Below are 16,117 nucleotides of genomic sequence, written 5' to 3'. Positions count from 1 at the left end.
TTCCGGACCAGGCCGCCACCGAACGGCAGCAGCGTCGCAGCGGAAACGCCGCCCGCCGGTCCCCGGCGAGCTTGCCCCAAGAGAGGGTCCGCCGCGGCCTTCGGCGAGTCGACCGAACGCTTCACGGCAGGCCGAAATTTCATTGTCCTGACATCGAAGGCCGTCCTACCTTGCCCCGGCCGGAAGCGATACGCCAACGGCAGCCCCCGTCATCCAACCTCAAGGAGTGCGTCATGGACGAAGAGACCGAACTGGACATCGTCGACCTGGGCGATGCGAAGGAAACGACCAAGGGCATCCTGCTGCCGGGCAGCGAGGACAACGTGACGATGCCCGGCCGGCAGATCGCCTGAGCCGAAGCCGCCAGCCCGGCGCAAAGCTGCTCGCTTCGCCAGCGAGCTTGGCGCCGGGCCCAGGTCCGTCATGGCAAGGGCACGCATGAACAGCGCCCTCTGTCTCGCGCCGCACGTTCGCGCCTGCGCCTGCGAGGGGCAGGTCATCCTGCTGGACTTGCGGCGCAGTCGCTACCTGGGCGTGCCCGGTGCGCGCTTCGCGCGTCTGGCTCCCTTCGTCCGAGGTTGGCCACAGGCCACCGAGACGCCGCAGGCCGCGACGCTGACGCCGTCCGAGGTCGAGGCACTGGCTGCCCCGCTGTTGCGGCACGGCCTGGTGACCGCGGGCGCGGCTCCGCCGGTTGCGCGGCAGCCGCTGCCAGAGGCGAACGAGTCGCTGAACGCCGACGAACTGATCACGGCGGCGCGGTTGGCACCGGCCCGCGCCCTTCGCATCGCCAGCGCCTGCACCTCGGCGGCGCTGCGCCTGCGCTGGCAATCGCTCGACACCATCGCCGCTCGCCTGGTCGCTCGGCGCCGCCGACCCGCGGCGGAACGCGCCCGACCGGGCGAGCCCGCGCAGTTGCGTGAGGCGGTTGCCGCCTACCTTCGTCTTCGGCCCCTGCTGCTCACGGCGCAGGACCGTTGCCTGCACGACTCTCTGTCGCTGGCCGGTTTCCTGGCGTCCGAGGGCTGGTTTCCGCATTGGGTCATCGGCGTGACCGCACGCCCCTTCGCCGCCCATGCCTGGGTACAGAGTGACGGCCTGGTGCTGAGCGACCTGCACGAGAACGTGCGCCGCTACACCCCCATCCTGGTCGCATGACCGCGTCGCGGAGCAAGCGCCTTGTTCCGCTACCTCGCGCTGGTCTGGGACGACGATGCGGCCGCATCACGCGCGGCCGCGCGCCGTCTGGCACAGCATCTGGACAGCAAGCGCGCGTGGCAGACCGCGCTGCGAACGAACGGGCTGTCGGTGTTCGTCACCGGGGCAGATGCGTCGGGCAACGGGGTGTACACACTGCCATCCGAACGGGGTGTGGTCCTCGGCCGGCTGTTCCGCAGAGGCGTCGACGAGAAAGCCCTCGTCCATCACGGACCGCTCGAACCGGAAGACGCCGAAGGTGTCCTGCAGCGCGGAAGCCATGCCTTGGTCACCGACTGGTGGGGGCGCTACGTCGCTTTTCTGAAAGCGGCGGACGGCACCACGACCGTCCTGCGTGACCCGGCCGGCACCCTGCCCTGCTTCGCGCTGGAACACGAGGGCGTGCAGATCGTGTTCTCCTGGCTGGAGGACCTCCTCGCCCTGCCCGGGCTGCCGCTGCCGCCGATCGCCTGGGAGCGGCTGCCTGCGCATCTCCAGTTCGGCGAACTCGGCAACCAGCTCACGTTGCTGGATGGCGTCGAACGTCTGCTCCCCGGGGAAGCGCTCCACATCGGCCGCGCAGGCCGGCGAAGCGAACGCGTCTGGAACGCTCTGAGCTTCGCAGGCTCGCCACTCGACGACGACCCGGCGCGGCTGGCACCGCTCGTTCGCGACACCGTCCGCCACTGCGCACGGTCCTGGGCCGAGGGGCAGCACCGCATCCTGCTGCGCCTGTCAGGCGGCCTCGACTCCTCGATCCTGGCCTGCAGCCTGGCCTGCGGCGGCACACCGGCCGACATCCTGTGCGTGAACTACCACTCGCCGGGCGCCGACACCGACGAGCGGCGCTACGCGCGCCTGGCCGCGCGGCATGCCGGACTCGAGCTGATCGAGTGCGAGCGCGACGACGCCTACCGGCTCGAACGGGTCTTGAACGTGGCGCTGACGCCCTCGCCCGCCACCTACGTCGGCCGCATGGCCGCAGCCGCGCTTGACGCCGATCTGAGCCAGCGCCATCAGGCGCCTTCGCTGTTCACCGGGGCAGGCGGCGACCAGCTGTTCTTCGAGCTTCGCACCTGGTGGCCGGCGGCCGACTTCCTGTCACTGCGCGGCGCCGGCCCAGGGCTGACGCACGCGATGCTGGACGCCGCGCGCCTGGCCAGGCTGTCCGTCTGGCAGACGGCGTCGCTCGCGCTCCGCGTGCGCATGGGCCGCGCTGCGGGCGCGGACACCTTGTCCTGGCCGCTCGCGCTGGTGGCGGGCGACGCGCTGGACGCCGCTGCGGCCGCGCGCTACACGCACCCTCTGCTGAACACGGCCACCACGCTGCCGATCGGCAAGCTCAACCACCTGCGCATGCTGCTGCACCCGATCGGCTACTACGACCCTTACGAGCGCGATCGCGCGCCGGACGTGGTCAACCCGCTGCTGTCGCAGCCGCTGATCGAGCTTTGCCTGCGGCTGCCGACGTACCGGCTCACGCAGGGCGGGCGGGGCCGCGCGCTGGTCCGCCAGGCCTTCGCGCGCGACCTGCCGCCGGAGACCGCCGCCAGGCGATCCAAAGGCAGCATCGAGGACCACCTGAGAACAGTGCTCGCGCGCAACCTCCGGTGGGTGCGCGAAGTGCTGCTCGACGGCGAACTCGTCGCACGCGGCCTGCTCGACCGCCAGAAGGTCGAAGCCGCGCTGTCCGACAGGCCGCAGGCGGCCACCGTGCACGTGACCGAGATCCACGGCCACGTCGCCGTCGAAGCCTGGCTGCGGCGCTGGCGCAGCATCGCAAACAGGCCTGCCAACTGACTACTGGCCCGCCTGCACCCGCTCGCAGCGCGGCCGGCGCTCGTCGGCGCCGCGCAGCTCGGCCATCTGGCGCCAGCGCGTGTACTGCTGCTCCAGCGTCTGCGCCGTCTCGCCCTTCAGCACCGGGTCGTGCCGTTCCTCGCCGAGCAGCCAGAAGCGGTACCAGTCCACGTTGCCCTGCAGCGAGATCATGCGTTCGCTGGGCCGCGACAGCGAGTGCGTGCCGTCGGGGATGACGACCATCTCGGCCGGCTTGTACTGGCGGCGCAGCAGCGCATAGATGTCCCAGTTGTTCAGCACCCAGGGCCCGTAGGTCTCGATGCGCAGCGCCGCGCGCACGCAGTCGGTGTGCAGCGCCGGGTCGTTGCGCACCCAGTCGCGCAGCGTGTTGCCGAAGGCAGAGCCGCCGTTGATCGCCTCCTTGCGCGTCAGCATGTTGTCGCCGGCGCCGTAGGTCACGGCGACCGAGAACAGCGTGTTCGCGTCCCCGTCCAGCAAGGTCGCCGCACGGATCGGCGTGTCGGTGAAGGTCAGCAGGTTCAGCGCCCGCTCGCCGGTCGCGCTCCAGCCCATCAGGCCGATGCGCTCGGCGTCGACCAGCCCTTCGCCCACCAGCGCGTCAATCGCTCCGCGCACACCGTCGGCAAAGGCGTCGACACCGCCGCGCTCGTTCGTCGGGCGGCCGGTGCTGGGCCCCAGCGGCAGCGCTAGCACCAGCAAACCCTCGCGGAGGAAGGCCCGGCCCGCGAAGCCGCTGCTGACGCCGTCGGCGATGTTCGCGCCATCCAGGTAGAAGCGGTCAGCGGCGAAGCCGTAGGTCTGGATGACGAGCGGATAGCGCCTTCCTTCCACAAACCCCGCGGGAAGCAGCAGGCCACCATCCCATTGGCGGCCCTTGGCGTCACGCCACGTGTAGGGCCTGGCGACGCCCCAGGTCTCGGCCGCATAGCCGGGGTTCAGCTGGGTCAGCCGCACGCTCTGGCCGGCTGCGTTGGTCGCCCAGACGTCGGGCGGCTGGTTCAAGGCCTGGTCCAGGCGCAACGACACCTCCTGCAAACCGCTGGCGGGTGCGGGCGCGCGGTCCAGCTCCTTCCAGCGCCCGTCGGGCGCACGTTCGAACCAGCGGCGTTGCGTGCCGTCGATCGCCACGAAGGCATCGTGCGAACCCGGCACCGGATGGGCCGCGTCCAGACGCCCTTGCAGGCTGGCGATGACTTCCAGCCGCCCGGTGTCGGGCCAGTACTCGACCAGATGCGAGCCGCTGCCCCGGCCGGCAGACAAGGGCAGATGCGTGCCAGCGATCACGACGGACTGGCTGCCGCGCTGCCACAGCCGGTCCGAGCGCGTCTGCCCGACACCCGGGTAGGCGTCGTCCGGTGCGTCGACCACGGCCTGCTCGTGCCCGTCCGCGAGGCGATAAGCCACCAGCCGCCGGGCCACGTAGCTCCTGGGGCGGGAGAAGTAGCCGATCGGGTCCATGCCCAGCGACGGCCCGGCCAGCCGGGCCAGTTCGCCGACCAGCGGGTACTCGTCCGCCCACACCAGCTGCCGCTGGGGCTCGTAGCGCGGCAGCAGCGCCCAGCGGCCGTCGGGCGAAATGCTCACGCCCGGCGGCTGGCTGCTGCTCTCGAGGAAGACCGGCCCCAGCGGCCGCGCCTGTCGCCCGCCGTCGCGCGAGGCGACGAAGTAGCGGTACTGCCGGTCCTGCGCGCGCATGTCCCCCTGCCCGAACTTGATCGACCAGAACGACTGGTTGCCGACGACGACGCTGCGCGCGCCGGTGGGCAACGGCGGCTTCGGGATCTGGGCGACGTACACCACCTGGCGCAGGTCGTCCGAGACGGCGAAGGACACGATCGGCAAGGTCTCGCTCGTCAGTGCGGCCAGACGGCCGGTGCCGACGTCGACGCGATACACCTGGTCCAGGCCATCGTCGACGCGGCCGCGGAACACCAGCGTCTCGGGCCCGACCCAACGCACGTCACGGATCGCCGGGTCGAGGTACGAAGAGTCGCGGCGGGCGGCGATCGTCAGCACGGTGCGCGGCTCTGCGGGCCGCTGCGCCTGCAGGCGTTGCGGGTCCAGGTCCAGCAGCAGGATGCGAAAGAGGTTGCGGTCGGTCGCCACCTCGGCCGTGCGCGTGACGATGAACGCGCGGCGGCCATCCGGCGAGACCTGCGTCTGCAGCGCGTCCGCATCGCTGTTGCGCGGCTGCTCGATGCGGGTGAACTCGACGACGTCCTGGACCGTGGGCCCGATTCTTTCCGCGGAACGGCAGGCGCTGACCACGGCCATGCCGAACATGAGGATCAGAACCCAGCGCAGCAGCCCGGTGACCAGGCACTCGCCCGGACGCTCCAGCCAGCGGCGCGCAAGAGGCATGAATTGCATTCGGAGATTTCCTATCGAAGGCGGCCAGGCCCGGGCGGCCGCCGTTGCGGCGCCACCAGAGGCTGGGGGTGAAGGGGGAAGAAGGCGGGCGCGCCGCGGCGCTACCAGGCCACCGAGAGCCGGGCGCTGGCGTAGCGCCCACGCCAGTCGGCCTGGGTGGGGTCGTAGAACGGCGCAGTCTCGACGAACTCCGGCGCCCGATCGGTCACGTTGACGATGCCGAAGGACAAGGTCGCGCCCTTGGCCATCGCGCCGGAAACCCAGCCCAGCCGGACCAGGTCGAGACTGGCGTTCAGGTCGTGGGTCCAGGTGTCGCCTAGGCGCCGCTGGCTGGTGCCAGAGTCCTTGTAAGCGCCGAGGTAGCGGCTGGTGAGGCCGACGCCCCAGCCGCCGCGGCTGAACGCGGCCGAAAGCCGCCCCTTCCAGGCCGGTGCCCAGAAGTCGTAGAAGCGCCGCCCCAGGCGGTCGTCGGCCGGCGCCGCGGGCGACAGGACCACGCGGTACTCGCGGGTGCGCGTGGCGCTGGCCGCCAGCGTCCAGGTGCCGTCCAGCGCCCGCCAGGCGTGCGCGGCCTCGACGTCGACGCCGGAGGTGTCGACACCGCCGTAGTTGACCTCGGCCCACGCCACGCGCGTGATCGGCCCGGGCACGCCGCCGGCGGACGGGCCGCGCGTCACGATGCCGGGGAACAGGCTCTCGTTGTCCACCAGCACCTGCGGATACACCAGGCCGATCAGCCCGTCGATGCGCACGCGCCAGGCCGTCACGCCCAGCCGCGTGCCCAGCGTGCCGTCGGGCTCCCACACCGCCCCGAGCGTCTGCGCCTTGCCGCGTTCGGGCCCCAGCGCCGGGTTGGTGCTGCGGACCACCTCGCCGCCGGCCACCGGCTCGCCACCGCGCGCCGGGTCCACCAGCCCGAAGGCTTCCGAAGGAAAGCTCTGGTCGGGCACGTTCGTCTGCAGCAGCGTCGGCGGCTTGAACGACGTGGCCGTCGACGCGCGCAGCAGCAGCGTGCGTGACGGCCGCACCTCGAGCCCCGCCTGGTAGGTGCCCGCCGAGCCGAAGTCACTGTAGCGGTCGCGGCGCGCGGCCACCGTCAGCGCCGCCAGATCCCAGCCCTGCCCGGCCCCGGGCGCCGCGCGCAGCAGCGGCGCCCGCAACTCGGCATACGCCGCACGCTGCGTGCGTTCGGCTTCGATGGGCTGCGCCCCCGGGATCGTCGTGTCGTAGCGATCGCGCCCCGTCTCGATCCCGGCGATCGCCTCCAGCGGCCCCGCCGGCAGCCGCAGCAACGGCCCGCGCACGAAGCCGCCCAGCTGGTCGTGGCGGCCGTGGTTGGTGCGCAGGGTCTCCGGCCAGATGCGGCGCAGCAGCTCGTCGCTGGCAGCGCGGCCGGTGGTGAACGGGTCGAGCGCGGTGTCGGCCGAGGCACTGGCCAGCGCGGCCGCGCGTGCGGCCGGGTCGGCGCTGACGCCCGAGGTGCGGCTGTCGCCGCTGTCGCGCGAGGTGGAGCCCGTGGCCTCGAAATCCCAGCCGCCCGGCAGATCACCGCGCAGGCCGACCAGGGCCCGCGTGTAGCGGCTGCGGCGCTCCGAGCTCTGCGCGCCGTTCTCGGCCCCGAGCGCGCCCGTCACGCGCACGTCCACGCCGAACGGGTTGTAGTGGTTGCTCGCCGGCACCAGGACGTTGTTGAGCATCAGCGCCGCTTCGTCGGACCAGAGCCGGTCTTCGGTGCGCGTCAGCTCGCCGAAGAGCGACCAGCCGCCGGGGAACACCCGCTCGCCGCTGGCGTGCAGGCCCAGCGTCTCCGACCCGTGGATCAGCGTGTAGCCCAGGCCCGTGGCCTGCGCGCTGCAGAGGTTGGCCACGCCGGCGGACGGCACGAAGTCGGCCACCGTCAGCGGCTGGCCGGCGGGCAGCGACGGAATGCCGGCGAAGCTGGAAGCCAGGCCCGGCAACGGGCTGCCGTCGGCGCTGCTGACGGTGCCCGGCACGCACGCGCGTGTGCGCTGGTCGGTGCCGCCGTAGCGCCGGTAGTCGGCGTCGCGGAAGAACGAACGCTCGGCCATCGTCAGCGGCGAGCGCCTGGAGTACGAGCCCAGCACCAGGAACGAGCTGTTCTCGCCGTGGCCGCCGCCGGCCAGCGACAGGCTGCCGTCGCGGGTGCCCTGGGCCGAGCCCAGGCGCGCGTCCAGCGCCATGCCGTCGATCGACTTCTTCAGGATCACGTTGACGACACCGGCCAGCGCGTCGCCGCCGTACACGGCCGACGAGCCGACCGGCAGCACCTCGATGCGCTCCACCGCCGACAGCGGGATCAGGTTGAGGTTGAAGTAGTTGCCCGAGGACATGCCCACGGCCTGCACGCGGCGGCCGTTGATCAGCGTGAGCGTGGAGCCCAGCGGCAGGCCGCGCAGCTGCACGGTGCCCTGGCCGCCGGTGGCGCCGAAAGAGCCCTCGCCTGCCGCCACCGAGACCTCGCTGAGGCTGCTGAGAAAGCGCTCCAGCGTCGGCTGCCCGCTGTTCTGGATGTCCTTGGCCGTGTACGTGTTGACCGGCGCCGGGCCTTCGGTGGCGATGCGCTTGAGCCGCGACCCGGTGACCTCGATCTTCTCGGCCGACGCCGGCAGCCCGCCCGCCGGGGCTGCCGCCGGCTTGACGACGATGGCGCCGTCCGGCATGACCTCGGCCGTCAGCCCCGAGCCTTCGAGGGCGCGTGTGATCGCCTCGGCGGCCGACAAACGGCCCGACACGGCGCGCGCGGTCTTGCCGTCGACGACGCCCGGATCGAACAGCACCGACGCGCCCGTCTGCCGCGCGATGGACCGCAGCGCGTCGGCCAGCGCCTGCGCCGGCTGCTCGACCACGTGCCGCGACGGCGCCGGCGGCTCGGCGGCAGCCGCCGCGCCGTGCGCCGCGCACACGAGCAGGGCCAGGGCCTGGGCGGCCAGGGGCGGGCGGCGGCGGGCCGCCATGGCGGGTAGCTGGAATCGCATCTCGTGACCTTCTGGCGTTGCCGTTGGGGGGACAACCAGATGACGAGAAAGTCCACAACTGGACTCAAGGCGATTTCGCTACTGAGCTTTGGACAACTCCACTCGTCCCGCCTGCTCCTGCACCCGCAAGCCGTGCAATACCGCCACGGCATGGGCGAAGGCGGCGGAGTCCCCGGTGCGATAGACGCCGCTGACACGCAAACCGGCCAGGCCCGCCGGCTGCAGCAGCACGATCGGCGTTCGGCTGTAGCGGTTCATCTCGGCCACCGCGTCGGCCAGAGAGCTGTCGTCGAACACGGCCTCGCTGCGCTTCCAGGCGACGACCTGGTCCAGGTTCGGCCGGTCGCGCTCGGCCTTGGCGCGGTGGTCGGGCCCGGCCGCCGGGGCGGAAAGCCGCACACGGTCACCCGCCACCATAGTCACGGCGGCCGGCGGCGCCAGCCCGCCGGCACCGGCCACCGGCTGCACCGCCACCTGGCCTTCGATCAGCGTCACGGCCAGCGTGTCCTGTCCACCCGGCTGCGGCCCGGCCAAGCGGACCGCGAACACCGTGCCCAGCGCCACCACCTCGCTGCCGCCGGCCCGCACGACGAAGGGCCGCCGCGCGTCTTTCGCCACTTCGAACAAGGCCTCGCCGTTCTGAAGGGCCACCTCCCGGCGTTGCGGCCCCAGCGCGACACGCACGCGCGTATCGGTGCTCAGCGTCATGCGCGAGCCGTCGTCCAGCACCACGAGCTGCTGCTCGCCGACGCCGGTGAAGTAGAGCCCGCGGTCACGCCAGTGCTGGTAGCCCACGCCGCCGGCCAGCACGGCCACCCCCAGCGCCGCCGCCGATGCCCAGCGCACGGGGCCCAGGCGCCAGCGGCCGCCGCCGCGCGAACGTTCTGCCGAAGCCGAAGCCGCAAAGGCGCTGGCCAGCGTGACGCCGGGCACGCTCTGCCAGGTGTCGGTGCAACGCTCGAACGCTTCGCGATGAGCGGCGGAGCGCTGCTGCCAGGCCAGGCATTCCAGCTCCATCTGCCGGCTGCGCTGCGGCCCATGCAGCCGCGCCACCCAGACGGCGGCCTCGGCGGCGATCTCGGGCGTCACCCGGGGCGGGGAGCCCGGTGTTCCGTGGCCCGCGGCGGCGGGCGGCTGACCCATGTTTACCAACCCTCCATCCAGGCCGTGAGCAGCAGCGTGGCCTTGGCGATGTGCTTCTCCACCGCGCTGACGCTGACGCCGTGCTGCGTGGCGATCTGCTGGTAGCTCAGGCCGTCCACGCGGTTGGCCAGGAAGATAACGCGCGTCTTGTCGTTCAGGCGCCCCAGGCAAACGCCGAGGCGCGCCACACGTTCACGCGACAGCAGCACTGCCTCGGCGCTGGGCGTGCGGTCGACGAGCACCACGTCGTCCAGCGCCACCTCTTCGCCCCGCGCCAGGCGCGAGCGGTGGGCGTCGATGGACAGGTTGAGCGCCACGCGCATCAGGAACGCCTCGGGCTCGTCGACCGCCTGCTCGCGCCGGTAACACTCCAGCCGCACCCAGGCTTCCTGCACCAGGTCGTCGGCGTCCTGCTCCGTGCGGCCACGGCGCATCAAGGCCGACCTGACGCGGGAAATGACGCCTTGCCAGTTCTTCACCATCCGGGCTCCGCGAACAGAAAGCGCCGACCGTTCAGCCGCCGAGCGCAACACCCCTGAAGGGCGAGACCTCCAGAAGGGGGCGCTGCGCGCGGGTGGCCGTGGACCGGGCGGCGTCGAACCGGCGTTGCGCGCGCGCCAGCGCCGTTTGCACGAAGGACAGCGCTGCGCTGGGGTCGGCAAAACCGCCGTGGCGAGCGAGCGCCTTGCCGACGCTCAGTTGGAGCGAAGTTGCACGAGCATCCCCCCGAAGGACCTCCCTCCGAAGGGTGGGTGCCAGCGACCACAACAGCCGTCCCTGGTCCCGGGCGAGGCGCCAGTCCGTCACGAGCGCCGGGTAGCGGGCGGCCGAGCAGCTGGATTCGAACTCGGAGAAGGACTGTTGGGCGGCCTGGCTGGAGCCGGCTTGCAGGATGGCGAGCAGGTGGTTCTTCACCGGCGCGCGGTCGCGTGGCTGCACTTGTCGGACGCTGCGGTCCAGAAGGCCGGCGAACGACGGCAGCGACAAGGCACCGGGGAACTGCGTTTGCAGGTCCTCACCGAAGGCCGTCGGGTCGTCGGTGACGGCGAAGCGGATGCGTTCGAGGCCACGGGCCTTCAGGTCGGCGAGGGCGCGGAACCAAACCGTCTCGCAGGAGGCGCCTTCCGCCCACATGCCAATGACCGCTGCGTCGCCATTGCCCAGGGCGCCAAAGGCCCAGGAGAGAACCGGCGGCCATGAGTCGCCGTCTTTCCCCAGATGCTCAGCGCCGTGGAAGAACACCGCGACATAGCTGCGGCACAGGAGTTCCTGCCACGGGGCGCTCCGCGCTCGCGTCCTAAGGTGATCCGGCATAGCGGCGCTCCTGAACAGAAGCCATCGACGCCGCGATTGTCACTCATAGAGCGTGGACCCAAAAGAGCCCGATTCATAGATTGGCGCGGAGGCCCACCACCAAACGCTCGATCGACAAGACCGACCCGCGCGTCGTCTTCGGTCAGCAGTTGGCAACGCTGCGGCGTCAGGCCGGCATGTCGCAAGAGGCCCTTGCCCTGGAGAGCGGGTTGGCGCGCAGCTACCTCGGTGGCGTCGAACGCGGTCAGCGGAACATCGCTCTGCTTAACATCTGCCGGTTGGCTGCCGCCCTGTCTGTGCCTCCATCGGCGCTTCTTCAGACGCTGTAGTCGCGACGGCGCCGGTTGGCACGACCATGGAGGCCTAAGTGCGGTCGCCGGCTTTCGGCACAACGGCAGTGGCGCTTGTTGCGAATAGTGACAACGATACGGGCAGGCGACCATCGGGTTTGGTGCTTCTTTTTTGCGAGGGATTGGGGGCAGCCTACAGTCCGCGCTTTTCGGCCAGCCGAACCTCCAGCGATTCAGCTCCTTTCTCTGAATACGCCTGTAGAGCCACCCTAGCGACTCGCCGGAGGCGTCGTCGTAGCGCACGGTTAGTCGCACTGACAAGCAGTCAACCGCCGCCTGCTCGAACCCATCGACCACATCCCGCCGATAGAGGCGGACGCAAACTACCACCTGCAACTCGCCACTCGTAAGGCAGTAACTGCCTGACTCATAGTAACCTGGCCTCAGAGATAGCTATGGACTGGCTCAGTCTGCATGGCCAAGGATGAGACTTTCGAGCTGCCGCTGAAACTCTATCGCGCGAGCTGTATTACGCTATCGATCCATGCTCGGAAGAGCGTTTAGTACAAATCGAAAAATTCCTGCATTTTATGAACTATCTTGACACGGGGAAGAGGGACGCCAGCCAGACATTGACGCGGTGGTTTATGGACACTCTGACTGAGGAAGTCAGCGCCCTGCGGATGCAGACTGGTTACTTCCGATTCGGGGCGACACGTGCGCTTATGCCATTGCTGGCTAGGCTCGCAACCCACGATATCCCTACGCATATCCTCATTGGATCAAACGACTCGGAGACCCTGTATTCGGACGTAGCAAGACTGTTTTCAAAGCTGGAGATGCCCAGAGAGAGCGCAAAGCTCGGGATTGTTCAATTCACCAATGCCTTGTTTCACCCCAAGGTCTATCACATTACCCGCTCCGACGGAAGTCAGGCAGCCTTTGTTGGTTCAGCCAACTTTACAGAAGCAGCGATCTTGGGCGGAAACGTTGAAGCAGCCGTTACTCTGGACACGCGAACCGGTGATTCAGCCAAAGTGCTCGACCAGATTGCCGAAGCCATTGACTACTGGTTGACCGGAGACGGTATTCACGGTGTGCACTTGGTCGCGGCTCTCGCCGACATCGAAGCCCTGCTCGAGGCTGGCGTGCTGGCGAAACAGCGTTCCGCTCGGGGAGCACTTAACCAAGCCGTTGCAAAGCAGCCAGGCGCTCAGCCTGGTGCGCGTCGTTCCAAGCTCATCGTGTTGCCGCCGTGGCCAGATGATGAAGCGCCCGAGGTCGAAGACGATGCTGCGCTCGATTTGGATGAACCAGAGGAGGAGGCTACCGCCACAGTCCTTGTGGCGAAGGAACCCGAACCTCTGGCGGCTCCAGCTGCAGCTGCTGCGCAAGCGCCTGCACCTGCGTTTGGCGTAGACGATGCAGAAGATGGATTCGGATTGAGCGTAGAGAAGCGACCGGGCTTCCCTGCCCACATCTTGTTTGAGCCAGGCGCTGTAGACGCGACCAGCGGATGGACAGCGTTGTCAGGGGCCAAGCTAAAGGACCCCTATGTAGGCCTTATTATGAAGCTCACCCGAGACAGTGCTCGTCACTTCGAGGGTGGGACAGGAACTGCGAACATCAGTATTCCGGTTGCAGTGGCCGAGACTTTCCGATTTGGTGTCTACCCCCGCTCCGGCAGGCCTCGGGCAGAGTTTTCTCTCCGACTCCGCTATCACTCTACTGCGCTGCGAGTCGAGCAGCCATGCGAGACCAATGTAATGGCATATGGGGTCCTTCCCGAAGACACTGGGCACGGCGACCTCCGTATGGTACTTCCAGCCGCCGTTCGCAAGATTGCAAAGGAAATAACACAAAACGAACTGCAGCTTCCGAGGAACGGCGACATCTTTCTGATGGAGTGGCCAAACGAAGATTCTGGCAGTTTCCGAATCACTTTCTTGGAGCCCGGCTGCGCCGAACACACCAGAGCGGCACTTGCGTACGAGCATGCGGCACAGAGTAACCAACTCATGGGTGGCTCTTGTGGCCTGGAAAAGGGTATTAGCCCAGAGTGGTAAAGCTCAGGCTTGAAGAATGACCAGTGCCTCTGTGGTGCTGGCATTCTTCGAATGAAGGCCGTACCGTTTGTAAGTCTGAAGCTCCACGGTCTCGAGGTGTCTCCACCCTCGCGATACTGCAAGGCTGGCGAGGTGGTTCGGGGTGTTGATATCGAATCGCCGCCCCCCCAAGACCGTGTGGTTACCGCCGACGATGAGCCCATACCTTGCTCCGGCCTTCATGACTCTTCGCACAGAAGCGAAGGACTCAGCCATGTCGGCGAAGTATCTGTAGAGCAAGCGAGGCACCGCCTGGCGCCTGAAACCGTCTTGCTCGGTCAAAGTCTGCTGAAGCCTGACGCACAAGGCAGCCTCTTCAGCGGGCAAATCTGCTTTATTAGCTTCGAGGGAAGACAGCAACTCTGCTTTTCCTGTACCCCGAATTTCTCGACTGCCCACTAGCCGCGCCTCGAGCGCCAAGATTTCGGATGGCTCAAGCAGTCCCAACCACACCAGGGATAGGCGCTGGGTGTCAATGTAGGGAAGCGCTGTAGCGTACGGCGGGCTGGTCAATGCGGCGTCAAAACCTGCGGTAGCAATTTCTTTGGTTCTTTCCAAGGACTGGCGGGAGTCCATCAAGCAGGCCTTCGTGACGGGTTTTACGAGTCCCAAGACATCCTGCGAAGCTGACAACTTTTGAACGAACGACGCGACGGCTTCGTCGTAGGCGGCGAGATAGGTCTGCCCTGGGAATGGGGAAATGCGGCGGCGGATACGAAGGTCGCCCGGCTCCTGCAAAGAATAGTCCCTCAGAAGGTTGGATGCCACCGCCAACAAAATTCCAGACTTCTCGCAGTCCTGCTCTTGCAGCGCCAGTCGAAGCGCCTCAATGTCGTTCAGGTTCTCAGCCGGAAACCACGACTCAAGGTATTCACGGCGCGCGTCTTTCCGCACCGCGCGCTTGCGCATCTTGCCAATCGAAGCCAACGCCTGCTTCGAAGCCCGCTCAATATCTTTGGCCGCCACTGAGAGAGCAAGAACCTTTGCATTCGCCAAGTACACCGCCAGAGGGTTTATGTCTGTGCCAACCCCGTTTACGCCCAGATGAGATGCCTCCACCAACGAAGTGCCGCTTCCGCAGAACGGGTCTAGAACCCATTGGCCTTCTTTCACTCCAAAGATATTCAGAAGTGCCTTCGCAACTTGCGGATTGAACTTGCCTTTGTACTCGTGCAACCCGTGCGCAGAATAGCGAGTCGACTGCCGGTTGCGCCCGTTTCCACTGACCCGCTCTAACAGCGCCTGCCGCGTGGGCAGGTGTTCACCAGTCCGCGAGTCTTCAAAGGAAGAAAAGTAGACTAGCCGAGACGCATTGGAAGGTGTCGCACACGATTGCGCCGTAGCCCCAATGTTCGTCAACTCCACAGCCCCAGCACCAAGCAGGGCGAATATCTCCCGCGCCGCCAAGTCTTTTTCGTAAGGGAAATACTTGTAGTTATGCCAAATGAGCGAAGTCATCTTACCTCTTCTTCAAGACCAACACAGTCTCAGTCTTAATGTTTGCGTGGGAGAGATTAAAAGACTTTCTACTTGAATTGATTTCTCGCTCCAACTTGATGATGGGCTCAAGACCCATGCTCAAGCCCAGATCGTAAATCATGGCGCCGTTGTCATGAATTTTCCCATGAATCCTTGAGCGACCCACAACCACACAAGCGTATCCGCCAGGCACGAGAACTGAATTGACAAGCTCCAAGGTGCCGCGCATCTGATCCACAAACATTTCGGCCGTGTGGTGATGCTTCTTAAAGAAGTGGGCACGGGCACCAATTTCCTGTTCTTTAACGGCGATCGGGTCAAACCCGAGCCACCACATCCGATACTTGTGATAAAGCCAGTACTCGTAGGCATTTGGATACGGCGGAGAGGTAACCATCAGACCCACAGGCACACCAATTTTCTCCGGCGTAACTCGCAAAACATCAGACTCAATGACTTTGGCACTGAGAAGCGTCCAAGAACGAGTTGCCAGTGCTTTGCTCATCTTTTGAGCAGCCAGCTGAAATTGCGCGAAAACGTCGGCAGGCACGATGCCTTTATTCACCGCAGCATACCGAGTATCACTATCTTGATTTGAAACTCTCACCAATATGCTAGACAAGGCCAGGCGAAGCGCATCCCGCCAAGGCTCGTAGCATGGCTTCGCAACAGTTACCGCCAAAGCAGCGACTGCTTTCTGAATCCCCTCCTCAAACCAATGATCAATGTTTGGAATATCAGGAATGGAAGGTCTCTTGACTGCTTGAGCGTCTTCAGAGAGTTGCCGCACAGCCTCAAGAAAACCATCTGCCAGCGGTGAAGTCTTTACTCTTGAGATGAGGCATGCGATTGGGTTGAGATCAATGCCGACCGAGGGTCGCCCAAACTTTTGCGCCTCAAGCAAAGTTGTACCCGACCCGCAGAATGGATCCAACACTGCCGTGTTGGCGGGGATAGGAAGTGAAGACAGGAACGCAGCGGGAATTTCGCCAATGAACTTGGCTGGATACGGGTGGATGGCCTCAACTTTTGAGGCTTTACCTCGAACCGAGAAGGACCAGTCAATCGCTTGTAGACGGTCTGCATCGGTGATTGGCATCTCGCCGTGCCGGGCTAGAGGCGCGCAGTCAGGAATAATCATCGGGAACTTTTGTTTTTGCTCGGAGAAACGCTGCTCGCCAGCGATAAACCCGAGGCATCTGCATTATGTCGGCGCAAAGAATTTGATATGCCGGGACTTACTTCTGCATGCCCTCCTGGGCGTAACCTGCAGCGCCAACCTCAGACTTGGCAAACACACAGGCTCAGGGCCTCAGTAACGGCATCACTACCGCGAGCCATTACCAACTCCCCCAGCCTCACTTGACGGACCGCAGCAGCTTACCCGACCATCCAATATTAC

Annotated in this window: 12 protein-coding genes; 5 read left to right on the top strand and 7 right to left on the bottom strand. The window is 66.8% G+C overall.

The genetic code is table 11. The features are described from left to right. The first annotated feature begins 233 nt into the window (after positions 1-233). The 3 genes from LOC65_RS06565 to LOC65_RS06555 all read left to right on the top strand — a co-directional run bounded on the left by LOC65_RS06565 (position 234) and on the right by LOC65_RS06555 (position 2,997). The gene (locus LOC65_RS06565; protein WP_230246992.1) at positions 234-353 is read left to right on the top strand and encodes a benenodin family lasso peptide; all 120 of its coding nucleotides are present in this window, start codon (positions 234-236) and stop codon (positions 351-353) included. An 85-nt stretch (positions 354-438) separates the two neighbouring features. After that, entirely contained in the window at positions 439-1,158 is a 720-nt protein-coding gene (locus tag LOC65_RS06560) for a lasso peptide biosynthesis B2 protein (RefSeq protein ID WP_009858734.1), read from the top strand. Positions 1,159-1,179: 21 nt separating this feature from the next. Then, a complete protein-coding gene (locus LOC65_RS06555; protein WP_230246991.1) occupies positions 1,180-2,997 on the top strand; it encodes an asparagine synthase C-terminal domain-containing protein in 1,818 nt (605 codons plus the stop codon). Here the strand turns inward: LOC65_RS06555 and LOC65_RS06550 are convergent, their stop codons facing one another. From LOC65_RS06550 to LOC65_RS06530, 5 genes are all read right to left on the bottom strand, one after another. Beyond that, positions 2,998-5,388, bottom strand: a complete 2,391-nt coding sequence (locus LOC65_RS06550) for a hypothetical protein (RefSeq protein ID WP_230246990.1) — start codon at positions 5,386-5,388, stop codon at positions 2,998-3,000. It lies immediately after the preceding gene. Between the two features lie 101 nt (positions 5,389-5,489). Then, positions 5,490-8,363: a TonB-dependent receptor gene (locus tag LOC65_RS06545; RefSeq protein ID WP_230246989.1), complete on the bottom strand. Its 2,874-nt coding sequence runs from the start codon at positions 8,361-8,363 to the stop codon at positions 5,490-5,492. 99 nt (positions 8,364-8,462) lie between these two features. Next, entirely contained in the window at positions 8,463-9,473 is a 1,011-nt protein-coding gene (locus LOC65_RS06540) for a FecR domain-containing protein (protein ID WP_230246988.1), read from the bottom strand. Positions 9,474-9,529: 56 nt separating this feature from the next. Further along, the gene (locus LOC65_RS06535) at positions 9,530-10,009 is read right to left on the bottom strand and encodes an RNA polymerase sigma factor (protein ID WP_255718348.1); all 480 of its coding nucleotides are present in this window, start codon (positions 10,007-10,009) and stop codon (positions 9,530-9,532) included. A gap of 31 nt (positions 10,010-10,040) precedes the next feature. Continuing rightward, positions 10,041-10,841, bottom strand: a complete 801-nt coding sequence (locus LOC65_RS06530; RefSeq protein WP_230246986.1) for a transposase — start codon at positions 10,839-10,841, stop codon at positions 10,041-10,043. A 110-nt stretch (positions 10,842-10,951) separates the two neighbouring features. On the opposite strand from LOC65_RS06530, the gene LOC65_RS06525 reads away from it, so the two are divergent. Next, the gene (locus LOC65_RS06525) at positions 10,952-11,170 is read left to right on the top strand and encodes a helix-turn-helix domain-containing protein (protein ID WP_230247000.1); all 219 of its coding nucleotides are present in this window, start codon (positions 10,952-10,954) and stop codon (positions 11,168-11,170) included. Positions 11,171-11,778: 608 nt separating this feature from the next. Beyond that, positions 11,779-13,197, top strand: coding sequence for a phospholipase D family protein (locus tag LOC65_RS06520; RefSeq protein WP_230246985.1), 1,419 nt, complete (start codon positions 11,779-11,781; stop codon positions 13,195-13,197). A 3-nt stretch (positions 13,198-13,200) separates the two neighbouring features. Here the strand turns inward: LOC65_RS06520 and LOC65_RS06515 are convergent, their stop codons facing one another. Next, positions 13,201-14,694 carry a TRM11 family methyltransferase gene (locus LOC65_RS06515; RefSeq protein WP_230246984.1) on the bottom strand — a complete coding sequence of 498 codons (1,494 nt, stop codon included), beginning with the start codon at positions 14,692-14,694 and terminating at the stop codon, positions 13,201-13,203. A gap of 1 nt (position 14,695) precedes the next feature. Then, a complete protein-coding gene (locus tag LOC65_RS06510) occupies positions 14,696-15,814 on the bottom strand; it encodes a DNA methyltransferase (protein WP_230246983.1) in 1,119 nt (372 codons plus the stop codon). Positions 15,815-16,117: the final 303 nt, after the last annotated feature.

Origin of the sequence: Rubrivivax sp. JA1055 (genome assembly GCF_020966565.1) — a bacterium.
In the GTDB taxonomy this organism is placed as follows: domain Bacteria; phylum Pseudomonadota; class Gammaproteobacteria; order Burkholderiales; family Burkholderiaceae_C; genus Rubrivivax; species Rubrivivax benzoatilyticus.
The sequence above is the reverse complement of the archived record's forward strand: the minus strand, read 5'-3'. Positions and strand labels throughout refer to the sequence as shown.

Coding starts and splice junctions, on each gene's coding strand:
- LOC65_RS06510 (WP_230246983.1), bottom strand. CDS start 15,814: ATGCCAATCACCGATGCAGACCGTCTACAAGCGATTGACTGGTCCTTC.
- LOC65_RS06565 (WP_230246992.1), top strand. CDS start 234: ATGGACGAAGAGACCGAACTGGACATCGTCGACCTGGGCGATGCGAAG.
- LOC65_RS06520 (WP_230246985.1), top strand. CDS start 11,779: ATGGACACTCTGACTGAGGAAGTCAGCGCCCTGCGGATGCAGACTGGT.
- LOC65_RS06535 (WP_255718348.1), bottom strand. CDS start 10,009: ATGGTGAAGAACTGGCAAGGCGTCATTTCCCGCGTCAGGTCGGCCTTG.
- LOC65_RS06550 (WP_230246990.1), bottom strand. CDS start 5,388: ATGCAATTCATGCCTCTTGCGCGCCGCTGGCTGGAGCGTCCGGGCGAG.
- LOC65_RS06530 (WP_230246986.1), bottom strand. CDS start 10,841: ATGCCGGATCACCTTAGGACGCGAGCGCGGAGCGCCCCGTGGCAGGAA.
- LOC65_RS06545 (WP_230246989.1), bottom strand. CDS start 8,363: ATGGCGGCCCGCCGCCGCCCGCCCCTGGCCGCCCAGGCCCTGGCCCTG.
- LOC65_RS06560 (WP_009858734.1), top strand. CDS start 439: ATGAACAGCGCCCTCTGTCTCGCGCCGCACGTTCGCGCCTGCGCCTGC.
- LOC65_RS06515 (WP_230246984.1), bottom strand. CDS start 14,694: ATGACTTCGCTCATTTGGCATAACTACAAGTATTTCCCTTACGAAAAA.